The following is an 18,966-nucleotide window of genomic DNA, read 5'->3' as shown; positions in this document are numbered from 1 at the left end:
CGGCGCGCTCAGCCGGACGGGGACACCAGGCCCGCGTCGTAGGCGGCGATGACCAGGTGGATGCGGTCGCGGGCGTCCAACTTGGTCAGCAGGCGGGCGACATGGGTCTTGGCGGTGGCGGGGGCGATGAACAGTTGCTCGGCGATCTCGGTGTTGGACAGGCCGCGGCCGACCAGGGTCAGCACCTCGTGTTCGCGTTCGGTGATCCCCGGCAGGCTGCGCTTCGGCGGGGCCGGGGTGAGCCGGTCGGTGAGGCCGGTGAGGTCGGCGATCAGGCGGCGGGTGACGCTCGGCGCGATCAGCGCGTCGCCGGCGGCGACCACGCGGATCGCCGCGAGGATGTCCGTCAGCGGCATGTCCTTGACCAGGAAGCCGCTCGCTCCGGCCCGCAGGGCGCCGTAGACGTTCTCGTCGTCGTCGAAGGTGGTCAGCATCAGCACCCGCACCGGCGGGTCGGCCGCGCCGGCGCCCGCGGTGAGCAGCCGGGTGGCCTCGATGCCGTCCATGCCGGGCATCCGGATGTCCATCACCACGACGTCGGGGCGGACCTCGCGTGCCCGTTGGACGGCCTCGGCGCCGGTGGCCGCCTCGCCCGCGAGTTCCAGGCCGGGGGAGTGGGTGATGGCCATGCCCAGCCCGGCGCGCACCAGTTCCTGGTCGTCGGCGAGCAGTACCCGGACGGCGGGTGCGGAGTCTGTGTCGGGGGCGATCATACGGGCAGCCTAGCGGCGACCCGGAAGCCTCCCCCGGGGCGGGAGTTGGCGCTGAACCGGCCGTTCAGCAGGGCGACCCGCTCGCGCATTCCGGGGATCCCGTAGCCGGTGCCGGCGGTGCTGCCGGCGCGTCGGCCGGGTGCACCGCGCTGGCCGTCGTCGAGCACTTCGATGGTCAACTCCCGCTCCTCATAGGCGATGTGGACCTCGCAGCGGTCGGCGCCCGCGTGCCGCAGGACGTTGGTGACCGACTCCTGGACGATCCGGAAGGCGGCCAGGTCGATCTCGGGCGGCAGCGGGCGCGGCCGTCCCTGCCGGCGCACGTCCACCTCGACGCCGGCCTGCGCCATCGTCTCCGTCAACCGGTCGATGGCCTCAAGTCCCGCGAGCGGTGGGGCGATCGAGGGGTCCTCGCCGCCGGTCTCGGCGTGCCGCAGCGAGACCAGCATCCGCCGCAGGCCGGACAGTGTCTCGCGGCTGGTGGCCTCGATGGCGTCCAGGGCCCGGCGCGCCCCGGCCGGTTCCACGTCCAGTACCAGGCTCGCCGCGCCGGCCTGGATCGCGATCACCCCGATGCTGTGCGCCACCACGTCGTGCAACTCCCGGGCGATCCGCAGCCGTTCGACGGTGATCGCCTGACGGGCGGCGTACGTGCGCAGGTCCGCGCTGTACCGGTGTTGCTGGCGTACCGCGTTGCCGACCGCCCACGGGATCGCGATGCCGGCCGCGAACGCCGTGGCGGTGCTCGCCAGGTCGCTGAGTTCCGGCGCGTCGTGCCGGACCACCAGCAATTCGCCGAACCAGACGGCGAATTCGGTCACCCCGGCGAGTACGGAGACCCGGCCCGGGCGGACCGCCGCGAGGTAGCCGAGCAGGACGTTCAGCGCCATGAACAGCGGCCACGTCCGCTCGCCGAGCGCCAGCACGACCACCGATTCGGCCAGCAGCACCCCGAACACCTGGGCCGGCCGGCGCCGGGCCCAGCAGACCGGCAGCGCCAGCGCCACCGCGAGTGCCGTCCGTGGGACGAGGTCCACCAGGAAGCCCGGGTGCCGGAGTCCGAACGACGGGGCCATCTCGAACGTCGTCGACATGAACAGCAGCAGCGCCAACTGCCCGGCTGCGCACCAGCTCAGCGCAGTCCAGACCCCCGACGGAAGTCGCCTCAGCCACGGCGCGCGCGGCACATCCCGATCCATGCGGGTGATGGTAGCCAGCCGTCCCGCCGCCGGCGTCCGCCCGTGGGCATACATCCGCAGGTGGACGGCGGCAGGGCGGTCACAGGTCGAAGAGCTTCGCGGCGTTGTGGTGGCAGACCGCCCGCAGCCAGTCGGATCCGAGGTCCAGCCGTTCCAGGGCGCGGAGTTGATGCAGATAGGGGTAGGGGATGTTCGGGAAGTCGGTGCCGAGCAGGACGCGGTCGCCGAGGTCGGCGAGCCGGGTCAGGGCGGGCCGGGGGAAGGGCATGAAGCTCTCGGTGAAGTCCGTGAACGCCATGGTGGTGTCGAGGTGCACCTGCGGGTAGCGCTCGGCGAGGTCCAGGAACTCCTGGTACTCGGGCATGCCCAAGTGGGCGACGATCAGCCGCAGTTGGGGGTGGCTGGCGAGCACCCGGGCGGCCGACTCGGGACCGGTGAACCGGCCGGGCGCGGGCCCGGAGCCGCAGTGCATCACCACCGGGACGCCCGCCTCCGCCAACATCCCCCACGCCGACCGGAGTTGCTCGTCCGCCGGATCGTAGTCGCCGACCTGCACATGCGCCTTGAACACCCGGGCCCCCGCGTCGAGGGCCTCGCGGACGTACTCCCCGGTGTCCGGCTCGGGGTACAGCGTGGCGGTGTGCAGGCAGTCCGGGGTGCGGCGGGCGAAGTCGACGGCCCAGTCGTTCAGCCAGCGGGCCATGCCCGGCTTGTGCGGGTAGAGCATCGAGGTGAACGCCCGGACACCGAACTCCCGCAGCACGGCCGTGCGTTCGGCTTCCTCGGTGCGGTAGGTGATCGGCCAGGCCAGGCCGCCGACCAGTGGCCCGTTGGCGTCGAAGTACTCCCACACCTTGCGCAGCACCCGTTCGGGCATGAAGTGGGTGTGGACGTCGATCAGCCCGGGCAGCCCGAGCCCGCCCCAGAACCGGCGCACCTCGTCCGCCTCCGCGCGGAACTCCTCGCCCAACGGCTCGACACTGTGCGGCTCGTGGAGTGAACTCACCTGAACTGCCCCTCTCGTGAACATGCGGAACATGCGGAACATGCGGAACGCGCGAGACGCGCGAGACGCGCGAAACCGGATCAGCGTATGCCGCTCCCGTTTCCGGCCCGCGCCCGCCCTCGGCTCCCCTTCCCTCGACCACCAGGGCCCGGAACCGTACGACGGTCGGACGGGGATCCAGGCGTCCTTCGTGCGGCCGCGCCCTGTGCGGACCAGCCCGCCTGGCAGGCGGCCGCAGACCCTCCGACCATGGACCCTGTGCGTCGCTGCACCGCGCAGCCGGCATCGCCACTCCCGTCCGGAGACCAGCGGAGGAAGCATGACCACGACCCCCGGAGACCCGACCGCCGATCAAGTCGTCGCGGCGCCCACCTATCTGGCGGACATCCGGTTCTTCTTCCGGCCCGAGGACGTCGACCACATGGCCGCCAAGGGGATCGAGCTCGGAACCTACGACGGGGTGAGGAAGAACGGGCTCGCCATCCTCGCGCAGACCTCTCCGCCGAACGCGCAGATGCCCCCGGACCAGGCCGGGAAGTGGAGCGCCGATCGCGTCCAGACGTTCAAGAACTGGATCGTCAACGGCTACCCCCTCGGTACGGCGACGGGCGGCGGGCCCCCGGCGGGCGGCCCGGCCCCGACCAGGCTGCGCAAGGACGTCACCACACTGACCGACGCCGAGTTCACGCTGCTGAAGACCGCGTTCAGCGGCCTGATGGCCCGCGACCCGGCCGCGGCGGACAGCTACTTCGTGCTGGCCGGGCAGCACGGTCTCCCGGAGAGCTGGTGCCTGCACCACGAGGACCGGTTCAATCCCTGGCACCGCCAGTACCTGATCAACTTCGAGGACGCGCTGCGTTCCGTCCCGGGCTGCGAGACGGTGACGCTCCCCTACTGGGACATCACGACCGCCCTGCCGGACCGGCTCCAGCACCCGCCGCTCGACCAGTACGTTCTGCCGGCCGATCCCGGCGCCAACGCGACGCCGCAGCCCGTCACCGGGTACTTCCCGTACACCACCCAGCGGTTCCCCGTCGCGACCATCACCCAGAACATGCAGGACTTCGGGGTGCCGGACGACATCACCACCTCGCTGGCCCAGTCGCTGTGGGGCGCGTACAACGTCAACGGGTACCAGGACTTCTCGATCCAGGCCCACGACGGCGGCCACGGATCGATCGGGCCGACGATGGCCGACCAGAACGTCTCATCGTTCGACCCGGTGTTCTGGTTCTTCCACTGCAACATCGACCGCCTCTGGCTGAGCTGGCAGACCCGCGCCCAGGCGACCACACTGACCGGCTTCCGATCCACTCTGGGTACCGACACCGGCTGGCTCACCGCGCCGTTCAACGCACTGCCGCCGTTCACCACGACCGCCGACCAGACGATCGAGACGACCGTCTCGTACGACCGGCTGGACGTCCCCGGCCCCGCGGAGCGTGTCATGGAGAACCTGTCCGGGAGCACCGACGCCGCCAGCCCCTTCGCGTTCCGCAGCACCGACCCGGTGTCGGTGCGGGTGAAGGGCATCGACCGGCTGAACATCCCCGGGTCGTTCGTCGTGACGCTGCTCGCCGACGGCGCGCCGGTCGCGAAGCGCTACTTCTTCCAGCCGAAGATGCCGCGGAAGTGCCCGACCTGCGTGAAGCACGGCATCATCAACCTCGACTTCCGAATGCCGCAGGAACAGATCCAGGACCGGACGCTGTCCGTCCGCATCGACGTGCCCGGGCACTCCGAGGAGGTCGGCACCGCGTTCCCGCTCGCGCAGGCCGGCAACCCGACCGTCAACGCGCGGCTGCTGGTGCAGGACGCGTAGCCGGTGGCGGCGCGGGCGGCGGACGGGAGGTTCCGGTGCGGGAGCCCGTGATCGCCACCGCCCTGCTGATCGCCCTGACCGGCTGGTGCGCGGTGCACGGCGTGTCCGGCATCGCGGCCGGCCGGTGCGCGGACCGCCGGCTGGAGGCGGCCGAGATCGTGATGGCGCTCGCGGTGGTCGCGATGATGGCACCGGCGTTCGACCCACTGCCGCAGGGCCTGTGGGCGGCCCTGCTCGCCGCGTCCGCGGCCTGGCCGGTACGCCGAAGCCCGGCACCCGCCGGGCGTCACCAGGAGCGCCACGCGGTGCCGCCCGGTGCCTGGGCGCACCACGCCCACCACGTCGTCGGCGCGTCCGCGATGGCCGCCCTCGCAGTGGCTCCGAAGCACCACCACGCCGGCGGCACCGGTGTCCACCAGGCCGCTCATGCCGCGGTGCCGGCCTGGACGCTGCTCCTCCTGGCGACCTACTTCCTCGGGTACGCCGCCGTCGGAGTCGCCGCCCTCCTGCTGCCCCGCCCGGCCATGGGCCGCCACCCGGCCCGTGACCGCGCACCCGGGCCGCCCGCCCTGCTCCGCCTGGTTTCGGCGCGGCGCACGGTGATGGCCATCGGCATGTTCTACATGCTGGTCGGCATGAGCTGACCCCCGGCAAGGCCCCGCCGCCGGAGGGGTGCTCAGTCGGCGGTCAACTCCTCGAGGTCGGCGAGGAGTTCGGAGGCGGTGACGGCGTCCAGGTCGGCGAAGCGCTCGCCGCACTCGCGGCGGGACCGGTAGTAGTCGCGGGCCCGGGTGTCCAGCCACACCGTGCTGAAGGTCTGCTCGGGGAACTCCGTCACCACGCTGACATAGATGCCCGGTTCGAGCGCGATCACCAGGTGCCGGCCGTTCGGCAGCGGCTTGTGGAACCAGCGCTCGACCCCCGCGTCCTCGGGGGTGCCGCGCTGCCAGCCGCGCTTGGTCATGCCCAGCAGACGGCCCACCGGTATCTTCGCTCCCTCGAAGCGGTGCAGCCGGTGCCCGGCGGCCTCCTCCGCCGTCAATACGGCCGTCGGACGGGCGAGTTGGCGGAACGGCTGGAGCAGCCCGTGGCCGGCGAAGAGCGCGGACCAGGCGGGAACGTCGAGGTACAGGGGGTGGGCGAGGCGGACGACGGCGTCCTCGGGGAGCGTGAACGCCTCGTCGCGGACATCGGCGAAGGCGCCGTCCTCGGCGACCCGGAACGCGGTGTCCGCCGTGCTCCAGACGAGCCGGCGGACCAGGTGCCGGAGCAACGGGTGATCGACCAGCAGGGTACGGAACTCGGCCGCCGACCAGGTCCGTCCGGCGACCATCGCGGCTTCCAGGCGCTGGATCTGCACGCTCGCCAGCGCCCGGACGTCCTTCTTCAGCGCGGCGAAGCGCTTGCGTCCGGCCGGCGCCAGCTCCGGGTCGTCCTGGGCACCGGGCACGGGCAGATCCTTGCGGCGCTTGCCGTCCGCGTCCAGCACGAACGGACGCAGCTGCTCGTCGAACCCGACCGTGAACGTTCGCGCACCATAGTCGACGACCGTCGTACCGTCCGCGTCCAGCCCCAGATCGGGCACCAGCCGGTCGCCGAGCTGCTCGCCCGTCAGGCCCAGCGCCTCCGCGATCTCGGCGACCTTCTCCTGCGCCCGCGACTTCAGCGCCTTGAACTTCACCCGCTGCCCGATGCCGTGCAACTGCATCAGCGCGACGTCGCTGCCGATCCCCGCCAGCACGTCCAGGCCCTCCACCGCGCGGTGGTGCGCACCCGCACCCGGCCACTCGCGCAGCACCGGGGCCAACCGGCGCGCGGTTTCGTCGTCGCCCCACTCGCCCAGCACGAACAGCGCCCAGCTGTCCGCCGCGGGCATCCCCGCCTGCCGCCACTCCTCGAACAGCGCCCAGCCGAACTCCGCCGCCGACTCCGGCCGCAGCAGATCAGCCACCAGCGGCAGACCCGGATACGGCTCGCGCAGCTTCGACAGCGACATCATGGTGACCACGTGCCGCACCGCGGACCGCGGCAGCGCCGCACCGGAACGCAGCACCAACTGCGGCAGCGCACCGAGCAGCAGCCAGTCCGGGAACTCCGGCATCTTCGCCGGCAGCGCGTTGACCAGCGGGTCCGCGCTCAGCGCCGCCGCCACCACGGCCGCCGGCGCATCGCCGTAACGTTCCTGCACCGCCGCCAGCAGGACGTCCACGCCCTGCTGCGCCGCGACCAGCCGCAGCGCGCTCTCGGCGGCCAACCGGGCCCGGCCGGCCTTGCCGACCGCGTTCGGCACCAGCAGCAGCGCACCCTCGACGCCGTGCCGGACGAACCACGAACGAGCCGTCGCCCGCTGCGACTTGAGGCGCACCAGGGCGTCCGCCATCACCCCGGCGACGGTGACGTCGCGGAACGGCAGCAGCAGCGGCACCACGTGCCCGGGCTGGGCCGCCGCACCGTCGCGCAGCAACGGCAGCGCGGCCAGGCCGAACCTGGCGACCACCGGGCGCAGCGACTCCGCCGCGTTCCAGTACTCGCCGGGCCGCCAGCCCTCCAGGTACTGGCCCACGATCTCCTCGGGGCCGTGCGCCAGCAGTTCCGCGCCGTACCAGAGGCCGCCGGCCTCCCTCAGCCGGATCTCCGCCTCGGCGGCCCAGTCGAAGCCCGGACCGAAGGTCCACGGGGACTGCGTGTCCTCCCGCCACTGCTCCGACTCGCCTTCCGTCCACAGGAGTTGGGCGGTGCCGTCGGCGGTGACCCCGGTCAGCACCTTCGGCTTCCGGGCGGGACGCGGGCGCAGCCACGGCGGCGAGGTCAGCAGCTCGGGCAGTGCGGCGGCCTCCGCCTCCGGCAACTGCTGCTGCGTGTTGCTCAGCGAGGCGACGAACTCGGCGGTGTCGGCGTCGAGTCGCGCCAGCACCTCGGGCAACTGCGAACGGAGCGAGCCGAGGTGACTGACCAGCAACTGCCGTGCGATCGCGGCCTCCGCGCCGACCCGCTGCCGCGCGAACTCCGCCAACAGCCGCACCGCGCGCACCGGGAAGCGGCGCATCGCGTGCAGCAGGCCGGGGCGGACGTGGCGGACCTCGATCCGGTCGAGCAGCAGCCGGAACGCCCGGTCGCCGGGGAACTCGGCTATCTGGAGGGCGAGTTGACGGATCTTGTCGAGGTCGTACTGGGTGTCCAGGGCGCGTCCGAACAGCGGCACGCATGCGGGGCCCACCGCGTCGGCCAGGGTGGGCAGTTGGCTCGGCGGCCAGTTCATCCAGCGGCGGAGCGGCGGCTGCTGGGCGATCTGCGCGACCTGCTTCGCCGTGCCGACCGAGTGCAGCAATTGGGCGACCGAAACCTCGCTGATCTTTCCGAACCCCGACAGGTCGGCCAGGCATTCGTCCACCCAGCCCGGTACCTCCGGGGCGAGGAACGCGGTCGCCGCCCGGCGGTCCCGCCGGGTCCGGATCGCCGCCAACTCGGCCAGCACGGAACGGTATTCGGGCTCGTCGGCGAGCGCCAGCGCCCGCCGCACCCCCTGCGCCAGCGTGAACGCGAACTCCGCCCCACGCAGCTCCCGGCGGCCCGATCCCTCCGAGATCAGCCCGGCCCGGTGGTGGTTGGGCCGGGCGCAACTCGAGTCGAACTCGAAGGACGCCACCGTGGCGCGGGCCGCGAAACCCAGCCCGAACCGGGCGATCCAGGAGTCCAGGACCTCCTGGATTCCGCCCTTCTGCCAGGTCTCGCGCAGCATCGCCGCGACCGCCGCGGCGCCGATCGCGTCCGGCATCCCGCGCAGGTGCGCGCGGGCGGCCCGCACCAGGTACTGCTCGGAGTTGGCGTCGTCGAGCACCCGCTCGATCCAGGTCTCGTTCTTGGCGATCCGCAGCAGCTCCAGCTCCTCGGCCGCCGCCGCGTCCACCACCGGCCGGGCCGGCCCGGCCGGCACCCCGCCGCCACGGCGCGGCACCACCAGCGGGTACCAGGACTCCGGCAGCACGAAAGCGTCCTCGTCCGGCAGTTTGGCGAACTCGGCGTCCCCGGCGCCCTGTTCGACGGTCTCGACGTTCTGCTCGACGTCCTGCTCGACGGCCGCCAGGCTCTTGACGGTCTGCGCAGCCTCGGCGGACGGCGTCGGCGAGGAGGCCGGAGCGGTCGGAGCCTGAGCGCCCCCCGTCTCCCGGTACCCCTTGCGCTCCTTCCCGGCGATCTGCTTCGCGAGGTGCGCCTCGGCGGCGGCCGGGTCCGCGAGTTCCTTGACCTGGAGGCGTCCCTCGGTGCCGATCCGGCCGTAGCGGACCTGCACGGACGCGCCGTCGGTCGCCGCCTCCCAGAACTTCGACGAACCGTCCCCGACCAACTCCCAGCGCCGCACTGCCCCTCCAGACATGCCGATGGCTCCGGGCGGCCGCCGTGATCGTCCGGCCGCCCGGTGGGAACCCTAGCGAGCGGTTCCGACACCACCCCTGGTGGCGCGGAACCGCAGGGGAATCAGGCGCCGCGCTCCGAGGAGGGCGCGGACAGCGTCTGGGTGGCGATGACCGCGGCCTGCACCCGGCGCTCGACGCCGAGCTTGGCGAGCAGGCGGGAGATGTGGTTCTTGACGGTCTTCTCGGCGAGGAACACCCGCTCGCCGATCTGCCGGTTGGTGAGTCCCTCGCCGATCAGTGCCAGGATCTCGCGCTCCCGCTCGGTCAGGTTGGGGAAGTCGGGGGCGGGCGCCGGGGCCTCGCCGCGCAGACGGGCCATCAGGCGGGTCGCCGCGCCCGGGTCGAGCATGGACTGACCGGAGGCGACGGTACGGATCGCGGTGACCAGGTCGGTGCCGCTGATCTGCTTGAGCACGTAGCCGGCCGCGCCCGCCATGATCGAGTCGAGCAGCGCCTCCTCGTCGTCGAACGAGGTGAGCATCAGGCAGGCGAGTTGCGGCATCCGTGAACGCAACTCCCGGCACACGGAGACCCCGTCGCCGTCGGGCAGCCGCATGTCGAGCACCGCGACGTCCGGGCGCAGCGCGGGCACCCGGGCGAGGGCCTGTTCGACCGTGCCGGCCTCGCCGACCACCTCCAGGTCGGGCTCGGAGTCCAGCAGGTCGTGCACCCCGCGGCGGACCACCTCGTGGTCGTCCAGCAGGAACACCCTGATCGGCGCCGATCCCTCGGACATGGCAGCAACTCTCCTCGCGCAATTCGCGGACGTCAGGGCCGGAGCCCGGACGCAGACACCCTGCAGTCTGCTAAACCGTACCCGGGGGCCGGGAGGGGGACCCGCCTCCGACCGGCCCCGAAGCAGGGCCGGTCGGCCCTTGACGGCGATGCTCGGACGTGCCTGAACCGTTGAGGTGTCGTCGCTCGGTCGTCGCTCGGTCGTGCCTCGGTCGTCCGTCGCTCGTCCGTCGGTCGCCCGACGGTCGCCCCGGTTCGTGCCCGACCGGGCGGGCAAACAGTGGGCCAAGGCCGCCCCAAGGGGACGTCAAGCAGCGGGGACCGGTCCCGACCTGGGCAGATGGGGGACGTTACGCTCCAGCCTGCCCTGGACGGTGGCGGAGGTGACCTACATTGACGTGGGAGTCCGCCCGGTGGGCCGGATCGTCCGGCGGCCCGGGGCTACCGACCTCGCGACAGGAGCAGCACAGTGGTCGATTCCGCCCCCGCGGACGCCGGCTCGGCGCGCGAGCGCCTTCGGGCCTGGCTGCTGGAAGGCCTGTCGGACATGGCCAAGCAGCACCCCGGCCCGCACGCCCAGGCCACCGACCAGCAGCACGGGCAGCGCTGGTGGCGGGTGATGTGCCTGACCGGCCTGGACTACTTCTCCACCCTCGGCTACCAGCCCGGCATCGCCGCCCTCGCCGCCGGCCTGCTCTCCCCGATCGCCACCATCGTGCTGGTCGCTGTCACGCTGCTCGGCGCGCTGCCCGTCTACCGGCGGGTCGCCCAGGAGAGCCCGCACGGCGAAGGCTCGATCGCGATGCTGGAGCGGCTGCTGTCGTTCTGGAAGGGCAAGCTGTTCGTCCTGGCGCTGCTCGGCTTCGCCGCCACCGACTTCGTGATCACCATCACGCTGTCCGCCGCCGACGCCACCGCGCACCTGGTGGAGAACCCGCACCTGAACAGCGTGCTCAGCGGCCACCAGGTAGTGATCACCCTGCTGCTGATCGCGCTGCTCGGCGGCGTCTTCCTGAAGGGCTTCAGCGAGGCGATCGGTGTGGCGGTCGTCCTGGTCGCGGTCTACCTGGCACTGAACGTGGTGGTGGTCGCCGTCGGCCTGTGGCACGTGATCACCGCGCCGTCCGTGATCACCGACTGGACGCACGCGCTCAGCGTGGAGCACGGCAATCCGCTGGTGATGATCGGCGTCGCGCTGGTGGTCTTCCCCAAGCTCGCGCTCGGTCTGTCCGGCTTCGAGACCGGCGTCGCCGTGATGCCGCACATCGAGGGCGACCCCGAGGACACCGAGGACCGGCCCACCGGGCGCATCCGCGGCGCCCGCAAGCTGCTCACCACAGCCGCCGTGATCATGAGCTGCTTCCTGATCACCACCAGCTTCATCACCACGCTGCTGATCCCCGCCGACGACTTCAAGACCGGCGGCCCCGCCAACGGCCGCGCCCTCGCGTACCTGGCCCACCACTACCTGGGCAACGCGTTCGGTTCGGTCTACGACCTGTCGACCATCGCCATCCTGTGGTTCGCCGGTGCGTCCGCGATGGCCGGACTGCTCAACCTGATGCCGCGCTACCTGCCGCGTTACGGCATGGCCCCGCACTGGGCCCGGGCCGTGCGGCCGATGGTGCTGGTGCTCACCGGCATCGCCTTCGTGATCACCTGGCTGTTCGACGCCAACGTCGACAAGCAGGGCGGCGCGTACGCCACCGGCGTGCTGGTGCTGATCACCTCGGCCGCGATCGCCGTCACCATCGCCGCGCGGGCCGCCCGGCAGCACCGGTGGACGATCGGCTTCGCGATCATCGCCGCGGTGTTCGTCTACACCACCGTCATCAACATCGCCGAACGCCCCGACGGCGTGAAGATCGGCGCCTGCTTCATCGCGGCCATCGTGCTGGTCTCGCTCGCCTCCCGGCTCGCCCGGTCCTTCGAACTGCGGGTCACCGACGTCCAGTTGGACGCCGTCGCGGAACGCTTCGTGCGGGACACCGCGCACCGGACGATCCGTTTCATCGCCACCAAGCCGGCCACCCGCGACCTCGCCGAGTACCGCGACAAGGTGCACCAGATCCGCGCCGACAACGACATCCCGGTCGAGGACGACCTGGTGTTCGTCGAGGTCACGGTGCTCGACCCGTCCGACTTCGAGGCCGAGTTGAAGGTCCGCGGCGAGGTGCTCCACGACCGCTACCGGGTGCTGACCCTCGAACACTCCAGCGTGCCGAACTCGCTCGCCGCGATACTGCTGCACGTCCGCGACACCACCGGCCAGCTGCCGCACATCTACTTCGAGTGGACCGAGGGCAGCCCGTTCGCCCAGTTCCTGCGGTTCTTCCTGTTCGGCCAGGGCGAGGTCGCGCCCGTCACCCGCGAGGTGCTGCGCGAGGCCGAGCCCGATCGCAGCCGGCGGCCGCGGGTGCACGTCGGATAGCGCTTTCCAGGACCGGTTCGGAGAGGTGGAAAGCGTTTTCCGAGACCGATCGGTCAGCGGCTCAGGACGGGGAGTCCTCCCGGGCCCACGCGCCGACGCCGAGCCGGCCGGTGGTGCCGAGGTCCAGCTCCGGGGTCACCATCACCGGCGCCGCGTCGGGCGTCGCCCGGACCCGCAGGTACGGGGCGTTCACCGGGTCCACCGCGGTGTCGTTGTTGGTGTTGCGCCACACCACCGTGGACCGCGCGCCCTCGCCCGGCCCGAGCGTGATCCGCTGCGGCGGGTTGTCCGCGCCGGTGCCGGCCGCGATCGCCGCACCGCCCTTCAGCACCTGCAGCGCGTCCACCGGCCGGTGCTGCTCGTCCAGTGCCTGCACCTGCGGGTAGCCGTCCACCGTCACCGGTGACGACCCGCAGTTCACCAGGTGCAGGCCCACCACCCGCAGCCCCATCGCCGCATCGCCCTGGTCCGCGTACAGCCGCACCCCCGACGCCGGGCACGGGCCGCCCTTCGACGGCGCCTCGGCCGTCGGGACGCTGCGCACCAGGGTGATCTTCACGTTCGGGACGATCGGCGGCAGGGACGCGGTGGTGCGCGCCGGGTTCGGGGTGCCGACCTCGACCCGGCCGCGGACGGTCGCGCCCGGCGGTACCGCCGTTGCCGTGCCGGTCGGGCTGGTGTCCAGGCGCTGGCCGACGCCCGTCCACCCGAACAGCACCGAGAAGTCCGCGGCCTCGCTGCCCGCGTTGGTCACCTCGAACTCCGCGCAGGCGTCGTTCACCGCGAGAATCCGCACCCCGTCCCGGGACCACCCGTCCAACGGCCGCTCCAACGGCACCCCGCACGGCCCCGCGCTCGCCGACGGCGCGGCCGACCCGCCGCCGGTGGCCGTCACCGACCCGCACCCGACGAGCAGCGCGGCGGCGGTGAGGACGAGGGCGGCGGCGGGTCGCGTGGCGGTGGCAGACATTCGACGAGTTGATCACGTCGCGGCCGGGCCGGTCCGTGACGCCCGTCACGGTCCGGGCAACAGCCTTGCAACGGTTGTCAGTTCACGCCTGATCGCTGCGGTGCGGGCGGCGGGCGAACAGGATGGCCCCCGGCACCTCGGCGTCCGGGTCGGTCAGCAGCTGGGCCTCGACCGTGAACCCGGCTTCGCGCAGCCACGCCGCGACCCGGTCGGGCGAGCGGCGGTGGACGTGGACCCGCATCGGGTGGCCGCCGTAGCCCTGTGTCTTCAGCCGCGACCCGGTGCCGACGTGAAAGCCGATCAGCAGCGGCCCGCCGGGACGCAGCACCCGCCGGAACTGGTCGAGGACCGCCGGGACCACCTCGTCGGGGATGTGGATCAGCGACCAGAAGGCGAGCAGTCCGGCGACCGACCCGTCGGCGAGGTCGAGGTCCGTCATGGTGCCCACCTCGAATCGCAGGCCCGGGTGATCGCGCCGGGCCACCCCGATCATCCCCGGCGACAGGTCGATGCCGAACACGTCGAGGCCCAACTCGTGCAGGTGGGCGGTGACATGCCCGGGGCCGCAGCCCACGTCCGCCACCGGCCCGCCGCCGGAGGTGCGCACCAGGTCGGCGAACACGGCCAGGGCGGCGCGGAGGTACGGCGCCCCGGCCAGTGCCTCGCGGATCCAGTCGGCGTAGCTGACCGCGACGGTGTCGTAGGAGTCCCGGGTGTCCGTCAGCCAGCCGTCCGCGTTCATGCCCGACACCGTAGTCCAGTGGTCAACTTCCGGGCCCGGTCGGCGAATCGCCGACGGCTCACATCGGCAGCGAGTGCAGCCGGACCGGGCCGGCGGGCCAATCGGCCCCGGGCGTCAGCGGCTTCCACATCGCGCCGAGCGGGACGGGCGCCGGTCCGGCGGGCTGGTCGGCCGTCACCGGCTCGGGCAGGGGGAGAAAGCCGAGGCGGGTGTAGAGCGGGGCGCGGCTCGGGAGGCAGAACAGCAGCGCCCGGTCCAGGCCGTCGGCGCGGGCGGCGTCCAGCACGCCGGTGACGGCGAGGCGGGCCAGGCCGTGGCCGCGCAGGCTGGTTTCGACGATGACGCCGCCGACGCCCGCGACGTCGAAGCGCTGCCCGCCGACCTCCACCGTCCCCACCGCCAGCCCGGCGTGCGCGACCACCCGGCCCTCGTGCCACACGCCGAAGTGCCGGTCCTTGGGCCGCCACGTCACGCCGTACGAGCTGGTCTCGAACGGGTCGGCCGCGCCGCCGCCCAGTGCCAGCACGTCCGGCCAGCCCCAGTCGGCGAGCTCGGCCGCTGCCGTGAACTCCGGTGTGTCACCCATGACTTGCTCCACTCGTTCCGGTTCTCGGGACTACGAACAGTCGCATCCGCCGCAGCCGTCGCACCCGCAGCCGTCGCACGCACTGCAACAGCCGTCGTCGCCGCAGCACTGGCAGCAGCTCCCGTCGCACCCGCTGCAGCAGTCACAACAGTCGCAGAGGGAGCCGCAGTTGCGCTGGCAGAAGCCCTGCTGGCGCTCCCGGGAGAACGGGTTGTCGTGCTCGCAGCACAGCAGCTGGCACGTGCAGGCCATCGTCAGCCAGACCGCGCACCCCACGATGGTGTCCCGGCGCGGCTTCGGCGGGCCCGGCGGCTGGTGGGGACCGGCGGGCGCGTCGGGGTCCGTGCCCGGCGGCGCGGTGCTCGCGCAGACATGCCCGGCGCGGCCGAACACCCGGTCCACCGCCTCGCCGGTCTCGTGCGCCAGCAGCCGGTGCACCAGCGCCCGATCGGTGAACTCCACCTCGGCCAGGGCGAGTTTGATGCCGTGCACGGCGTCCCGGCACAGGCGTCGTGCCTCCTCCTGCGAGGTGCCCGACACTGCCAGCGGATTCCACAGCCCCTGCGCCTCGTCCTGCTGCCGGTCCTCGGCCGCGTCCAGCAGGTGCGCCAGCCGTCCGAACAGCCGGCCCGCCTCGGCGAGCGCCGCCGCGTTGCCCGGACGGCCCGCCAGCACCGCCGTGTGCGCGAACGCCGCCGCCGTCGCCTCCTCGGTCGGCGCCGTCGCCAGCAGCAGCGGACCACCCGCCGTCACCAGCCGCTCCGCCTCCTCCTGCCGGCCCGCCGCCGCCAGCAGCACCCCCGTGTCGAAGCCGACCGCCGCCGCACTGCCCGTGCTCTGCCGCTCCCAGCGCCGGGTTATCCGGCGCGCCCCCGCCGCGACCGGCCGGCGCGCGAACACCCCGTCGCCGTCCAGCACATGGTCCCGGACCTTCACCGACGCCAGCGCCAACGAGACCGCCGCCGCCAGCCGCGCCCCCTCGCCGCGCGCCACCGGCGCCGTCCGCATCCCGCGCAACGGGCACGGCCCCGCCGTCCGGCGATCGGCGGCGCGCGGCGACTGCGCCTCCACCAGCACGGAGATCACCAGGCCGTCGTAGTTGGTCGCCGTCCGCGCCAACTGCCCGTGATCGTCCCGCAGAGCCAGACACAACCCGCACAGGTGTGCCATCCAGGACGCGTGCAGCCGCTCCGACAACCGGTGCCGACACGGTCTGATGATTCCGAACAATTCCCCGCCCCCATTACCCTGCCCAACCTGCCCTGACCAGCCGCCATCCTAGTGACGCTGCCTCGCCATGGAAGGTTCCGGGGCGCTCCGGGCTGCTACGGCGTCAGGCTGTGGCCGCCAGGCGCAGGATCTCCGCCGCGACGGCCTCCGGGTGCGGGGCGACCGTCACCGCGGCGACGCCGTCGAGGGCGGGGTGGGCGCCGACGCGGACGGCGTGGTGGGCGTCGCGGAGCAGGGAGAAGTCGTTGATGTCGTTGCCGAAGGCGTTGTAGTGGTCGATGCCCAGCGAGACCAGGGCCTCCCGCTTGTCGGTGGTGCCGGGCGAGAAGTCGATGATCCCCTCGTCGAAGTGGTGGTTGACGGAGAATCCGAGCGCGCGGCAGGACGCGGCGAGGGCGGGCAGGTCGGTCGCGGAGACCACCAGAAGCTTCACCACGGCCGGGAGTTCGGCGAGTTCGACGCGGCGGGCCACCCGGTTCTGGTCGACGCGCTCGAGGATGGGGTGATCGGCCGGGCCGGTGTAGGCGTAGTCCCACGGGCCGTCGGCGAGATAGCCGGCCTTGAACCGTTCGGCCTCGGCCAGCAGGCCGGCGAGCTTCGCGGCCGAGAACGCGGCGCGCATCCGGACCCGCCCGCCGACCGACACCAGGCTGCCGTTGCCGCCGATCAGCGTCGAGCAGGGGAACGCGCCCTCCAGGACGGGCAGCAGATCACGGATCGGCCGGGCGGAGGCGAACACCAGCTCGTGGCCGGCCCGCTCGCAGGCGTCGAGGGCGGAGAGGATCCGGGCGTCGATCGTCCTCCCGTCGAAGCAGAGCGTGCCGTCGATGTCGAAGACCGTGGTGCGGGCGGGAGGGATGATCATGGTCGGAGCCTAACGAGCCTCCTACCTCCGGCCGAGCTCACCCCCGCTCAAACAGGTGGCCCGCCGTCCGGTTCACTGCCTGGCCCGCCGTCCGGGCCGCTGTCTGGTTCACTGCCTGGCCCGCCGTCCGGGCCGCCGTCCGGCCCGCCGGTGAACAGGGGGCCGGTGGGGGAGGCGAGCTGCCACGGGTGGACGGGGCCGCCGGGGGCCGGGTCGGGGGCGACGGCCAGGAGGTGGCCGGTGTCGAAGACGAGGTGCAGGCCCCCGGCGGGGGTGACGGTGGCGCGGGTGACCGTGGCATGCGCCAGCGGGCCGAGGGCGCCGGACGGGATGACGCCGAGCGTGGGGTAGAAGTGGTCGACCTTCGCGCCGCGCAGCAGCCGGAAGTCGTTGCGCACCGTCAGCCGCAGCCCGCCGTCGAGGTGGAAGACCAACCGGTCGCCGCCGCCCAACGACCGCACCACGCAACCGTCCAGGCCCAGCACCTGCTCCGCCGACCGTTCCATCGTCGCCACCTCCTTGCTCGTACCTTCCCGCCGCGCGGGCCCGGCTACCCGTGCGACCGGTCCCGCTACCCGTGCGACCGGGCCCGCTACCCGTGCGACCCGTCCGGTTCGGCGACGACCGCCGGCGACCCCGAGTGCGGTACGCCGTTCAGCAGTTCGGCCGGGCCCGCGCCGGCCGGGAGGGCGCGGACGGCCAGGCACGCGGCCAGCCGGTGCGCGATGGGCGGGATCAGCAGGCGCTGCGCCTCCTCGGGGGTGAACAGGCCCCATTCGGCGATCTCTTCCTCCTGGAGGCGGATCGTCGACAGTTGCTCGGCCGTCACCGTCCCGCCGTCGAACACCAGGACGGTGCGCGGGAGTTCGTCGGCGACCGAGGGCATCCAGTCGATCGCCAGCAGCCGGCCCGGTTCGTGCTGCCAGCCGAGTTCCTCCAGGGTCTCCCGCCGGGCGGCGTCGCGGGGCAGTTCGCGGTCCGCCTCGATCGAGCCGCCGGGCAACACCCACGCTGTCTGGCCGTTCCACGGGACCAGCCGCACCAGCAGCACCCGGCCCTGCTCGTCCGTGAACAGCGTCCGCGCCTTCGCCCGGATCCGGGGACGGCTCGCGATGTACGTGTCCCGGTCCATCGGTGGCGGCGGCGCGGGCCGGTCGCTGCCGGGCGGCAGCAGCGCCGCGATCCCGGCCGGGCCGGTGTACGCCGGGGCGGGCCACGGGCGCAGGTGCAGGGCGGTGTGGCCGACCGGCCGGCCGTCCGCGAGCTCCAGCGGCGCCGCCGAACGCGGCGCCAGCGCGCAGGACCCGACCCGCCGGGACAGCAGCGGCGGCAGCGCCGACATCAACTGCTCCGGCGTCAGGTACACCAGCGCGTCCAACTCCTCGGCCTCCAGCCGGATTCGGGCCAGCTGAGCCTCGGTGAGCGGGTCCGCCCAGTACAGGAACGCCGCGATGGGCGGCCGGTGGTGGTCCCGCGACCAGTCCAGGCAGGCGAGTTCGCGCAGCACCGGGGTGATGCCCAACTCCTCCTGGATCTCCCGGACGGCGGTGTGCCGGGGCGACGGGTCGGACGCGTCCCAGCCGCCGCCCGGCACTTCGATCGGGTGCTTCGCCCGGTACGACACCCGGGCCACCATCACCCGGCCCTGCTCGTCCGGGAACAGCACCCCCGCCGCCGCCAACAGTTCACGCCCCGCCATCGCCAACCCCCTCGCCCGATCCGCATTCGCTGCCTTCAGCATGCCGCAGTGCGGGCCGGCGAACCGTGATGGCGACGAGCCCGTGACAACCCGCCGGGTCGGTCACAGGCTCGCCACAGGGGCCGCAGGTGCGGGCCCGGTGTGCTCGGCGGTGCGCTTGGCGGTGTGCTTTTCGGCGCTCACGCCGCACGTGCCGGCGCGCGCCGTTCGTGCCCGGTGCTCACGCCGCTGGTGCTCCGCGCTCACACCGCCCGGGTCACGCGTTCGCGCCGGTCTCCTGAAGTTGCGCGTACGGTGCGAGCTTCCGGATCGACTCGATGCTCTTCAGGCACTGTTCGCGGGACTCCTCCGGCTCTCCGGTCACCACGATCGACCCGTTGCTCGCCTTCAGGCGGAAGCGGTGGAGACCCTGATCGTCTACGTACAGTTCGAACTTCCCAGCCATGCCAGTGATTACCTCTCGCTCGGGTAGCCCCCCGGTCAACCCCCTGCAACGGCACCGTACGGACTGCCCGGGAGCGTCGCGCGTCGGGTCGGCCATCCGGTGCAGCGG

At 72.9% G+C, this 18,966-nt stretch carries 16 protein-coding genes; 3 read left to right on the top strand and 13 right to left on the bottom strand.

Going from position 1 to position 18,966, the window contains the following annotated elements; all coding sequences use genetic code 11:
• Nucleotides 1-8: 8 nt before the first annotated feature.
• The 3 genes from ACFYS8_RS18225 to ACFYS8_RS18215 form a co-directional block, all read right to left on the bottom strand.
• Nucleotides 9-713, bottom strand: a complete 705-nt coding sequence (locus tag ACFYS8_RS18225) for a response regulator (protein WP_387642410.1) — start codon at nucleotides 711-713, stop codon at nucleotides 9-11.
• Nucleotides 710-1,912: a sensor histidine kinase gene (locus ACFYS8_RS18220; protein WP_387642407.1), complete on the bottom strand. Its 1,203-nt coding sequence runs from the start codon at nucleotides 1,910-1,912 to the stop codon at nucleotides 710-712. The genes ACFYS8_RS18225 and ACFYS8_RS18220 overlap by 4 nt, the downstream gene beginning before the upstream one ends.
• A 79-nt stretch (nucleotides 1,913-1,991) precedes the next feature.
• The gene (locus ACFYS8_RS18215; RefSeq protein ID WP_387642404.1) at nucleotides 1,992-2,918 is read right to left on the bottom strand and encodes an amidohydrolase family protein; all 927 of its coding nucleotides are present in this window, start codon (nucleotides 2,916-2,918) and stop codon (nucleotides 1,992-1,994) included.
• Between the two features lie 319 nt (nucleotides 2,919-3,237).
• Between ACFYS8_RS18215 and ACFYS8_RS18210 the strand changes: the two genes are divergently transcribed.
• Together ACFYS8_RS18210 and ACFYS8_RS18205 are read left to right on the top strand one after the other, a co-directional pair.
• Nucleotides 3,238-4,740, top strand: a complete 1,503-nt coding sequence (locus ACFYS8_RS18210) for a tyrosinase family protein (protein WP_387642401.1) — start codon at nucleotides 3,238-3,240, stop codon at nucleotides 4,738-4,740.
• A 35-nt stretch (nucleotides 4,741-4,775) separates the two neighbouring features.
• On the top strand, nucleotides 4,776-5,384 hold the full coding sequence (locus ACFYS8_RS18205; RefSeq protein ID WP_387642397.1) for a DUF5134 domain-containing protein: 609 nt from the start codon (nucleotides 4,776-4,778) through the stop codon (nucleotides 5,382-5,384).
• A 32-nt stretch (nucleotides 5,385-5,416) separates the two neighbouring features.
• Here the strand turns inward: ACFYS8_RS18205 and ACFYS8_RS18200 are convergent, their stop codons facing one another.
• Both ACFYS8_RS18200 and ACFYS8_RS18195 read right to left on the bottom strand, forming a co-directional pair.
• Complete coding sequence (locus ACFYS8_RS18200; protein WP_387642394.1) at nucleotides 5,417-9,115, bottom strand: WGR and DUF4132 domain-containing protein; 3,699 nt, start codon at nucleotides 9,113-9,115, stop codon at nucleotides 5,417-5,419.
• Nucleotides 9,116-9,216: 101 nt separating this feature from the next.
• Entirely contained in the window at nucleotides 9,217-9,891 is a 675-nt protein-coding gene (locus tag ACFYS8_RS18195; protein WP_387642391.1) for a response regulator, read from the bottom strand.
• Between the two features lie 468 nt (nucleotides 9,892-10,359).
• Between ACFYS8_RS18195 and ACFYS8_RS18190 the strand changes: the two genes are divergently transcribed.
• On the top strand, nucleotides 10,360-12,321 hold the full coding sequence (locus ACFYS8_RS18190) for an amino acid transporter (RefSeq protein ID WP_387642388.1): 1,962 nt from the start codon (nucleotides 10,360-10,362) through the stop codon (nucleotides 12,319-12,321).
• 61 nt (nucleotides 12,322-12,382) lie between these two features.
• Here the strand turns inward: ACFYS8_RS18190 and ACFYS8_RS18185 are convergent, their stop codons facing one another.
• The 8 genes from ACFYS8_RS18185 to ACFYS8_RS18150 all read right to left on the bottom strand — a co-directional run bounded on the left by ACFYS8_RS18185 (nucleotide 12,383) and on the right by ACFYS8_RS18150 (nucleotide 18,858).
• Entirely contained in the window at nucleotides 12,383-13,291 is a 909-nt protein-coding gene (locus ACFYS8_RS18185; RefSeq protein WP_387642386.1) for a DUF4232 domain-containing protein, read from the bottom strand.
• Between the two features lie 82 nt (nucleotides 13,292-13,373).
• A complete protein-coding gene (locus tag ACFYS8_RS18180) occupies nucleotides 13,374-14,033 on the bottom strand; it encodes a class I SAM-dependent DNA methyltransferase (protein WP_387642384.1) in 660 nt (219 codons plus the stop codon).
• 58 nt (nucleotides 14,034-14,091) lie between these two features.
• A complete protein-coding gene (locus ACFYS8_RS18175; RefSeq protein WP_387642381.1) occupies nucleotides 14,092-14,619 on the bottom strand; it encodes a GNAT family N-acetyltransferase in 528 nt (175 codons plus the stop codon).
• A 30-nt stretch (nucleotides 14,620-14,649) separates the two neighbouring features.
• The gene (locus tag ACFYS8_RS18170) at nucleotides 14,650-15,849 is read right to left on the bottom strand and encodes a DUF5685 family protein (RefSeq protein WP_387642379.1); all 1,200 of its coding nucleotides are present in this window, start codon (nucleotides 15,847-15,849) and stop codon (nucleotides 14,650-14,652) included.
• Between the two features lie 103 nt (nucleotides 15,850-15,952).
• Entirely contained in the window at nucleotides 15,953-16,714 is a 762-nt protein-coding gene (locus ACFYS8_RS18165; protein ID WP_387642377.1) for an HAD hydrolase family protein, read from the bottom strand.
• 47 nt (nucleotides 16,715-16,761) lie between these two features.
• Nucleotides 16,762-17,220: a DUF6188 family protein gene (locus ACFYS8_RS18160; RefSeq protein WP_387642374.1), complete on the bottom strand. Its 459-nt coding sequence runs from the start codon at nucleotides 17,218-17,220 to the stop codon at nucleotides 16,762-16,764.
• A gap of 86 nt (nucleotides 17,221-17,306) precedes the next feature.
• On the bottom strand, nucleotides 17,307-18,413 hold the full coding sequence (locus ACFYS8_RS18155; protein ID WP_387642371.1) for an NUDIX domain-containing protein: 1,107 nt from the start codon (nucleotides 18,411-18,413) through the stop codon (nucleotides 17,307-17,309).
• A 256-nt stretch (nucleotides 18,414-18,669) separates the two neighbouring features.
• Entirely contained in the window at nucleotides 18,670-18,858 is a 189-nt protein-coding gene (locus ACFYS8_RS18150) for a YegP family protein (RefSeq protein ID WP_387642368.1), read from the bottom strand.
• Nucleotides 18,859-18,966 lie beyond the last annotated feature (108 nt).

Origin of the sequence: Kitasatospora sp. NPDC004615 (genome assembly GCF_042873545.1) — a bacterium.
In the GTDB taxonomy this organism is placed as follows: Bacteria; Actinomycetota; Actinomycetes; order Streptomycetales; family Streptomycetaceae; genus Kitasatospora.
Note: the sequence above shows the minus strand (reverse complement) of the source record. Positions and strands in the feature narration are given on the sequence as shown.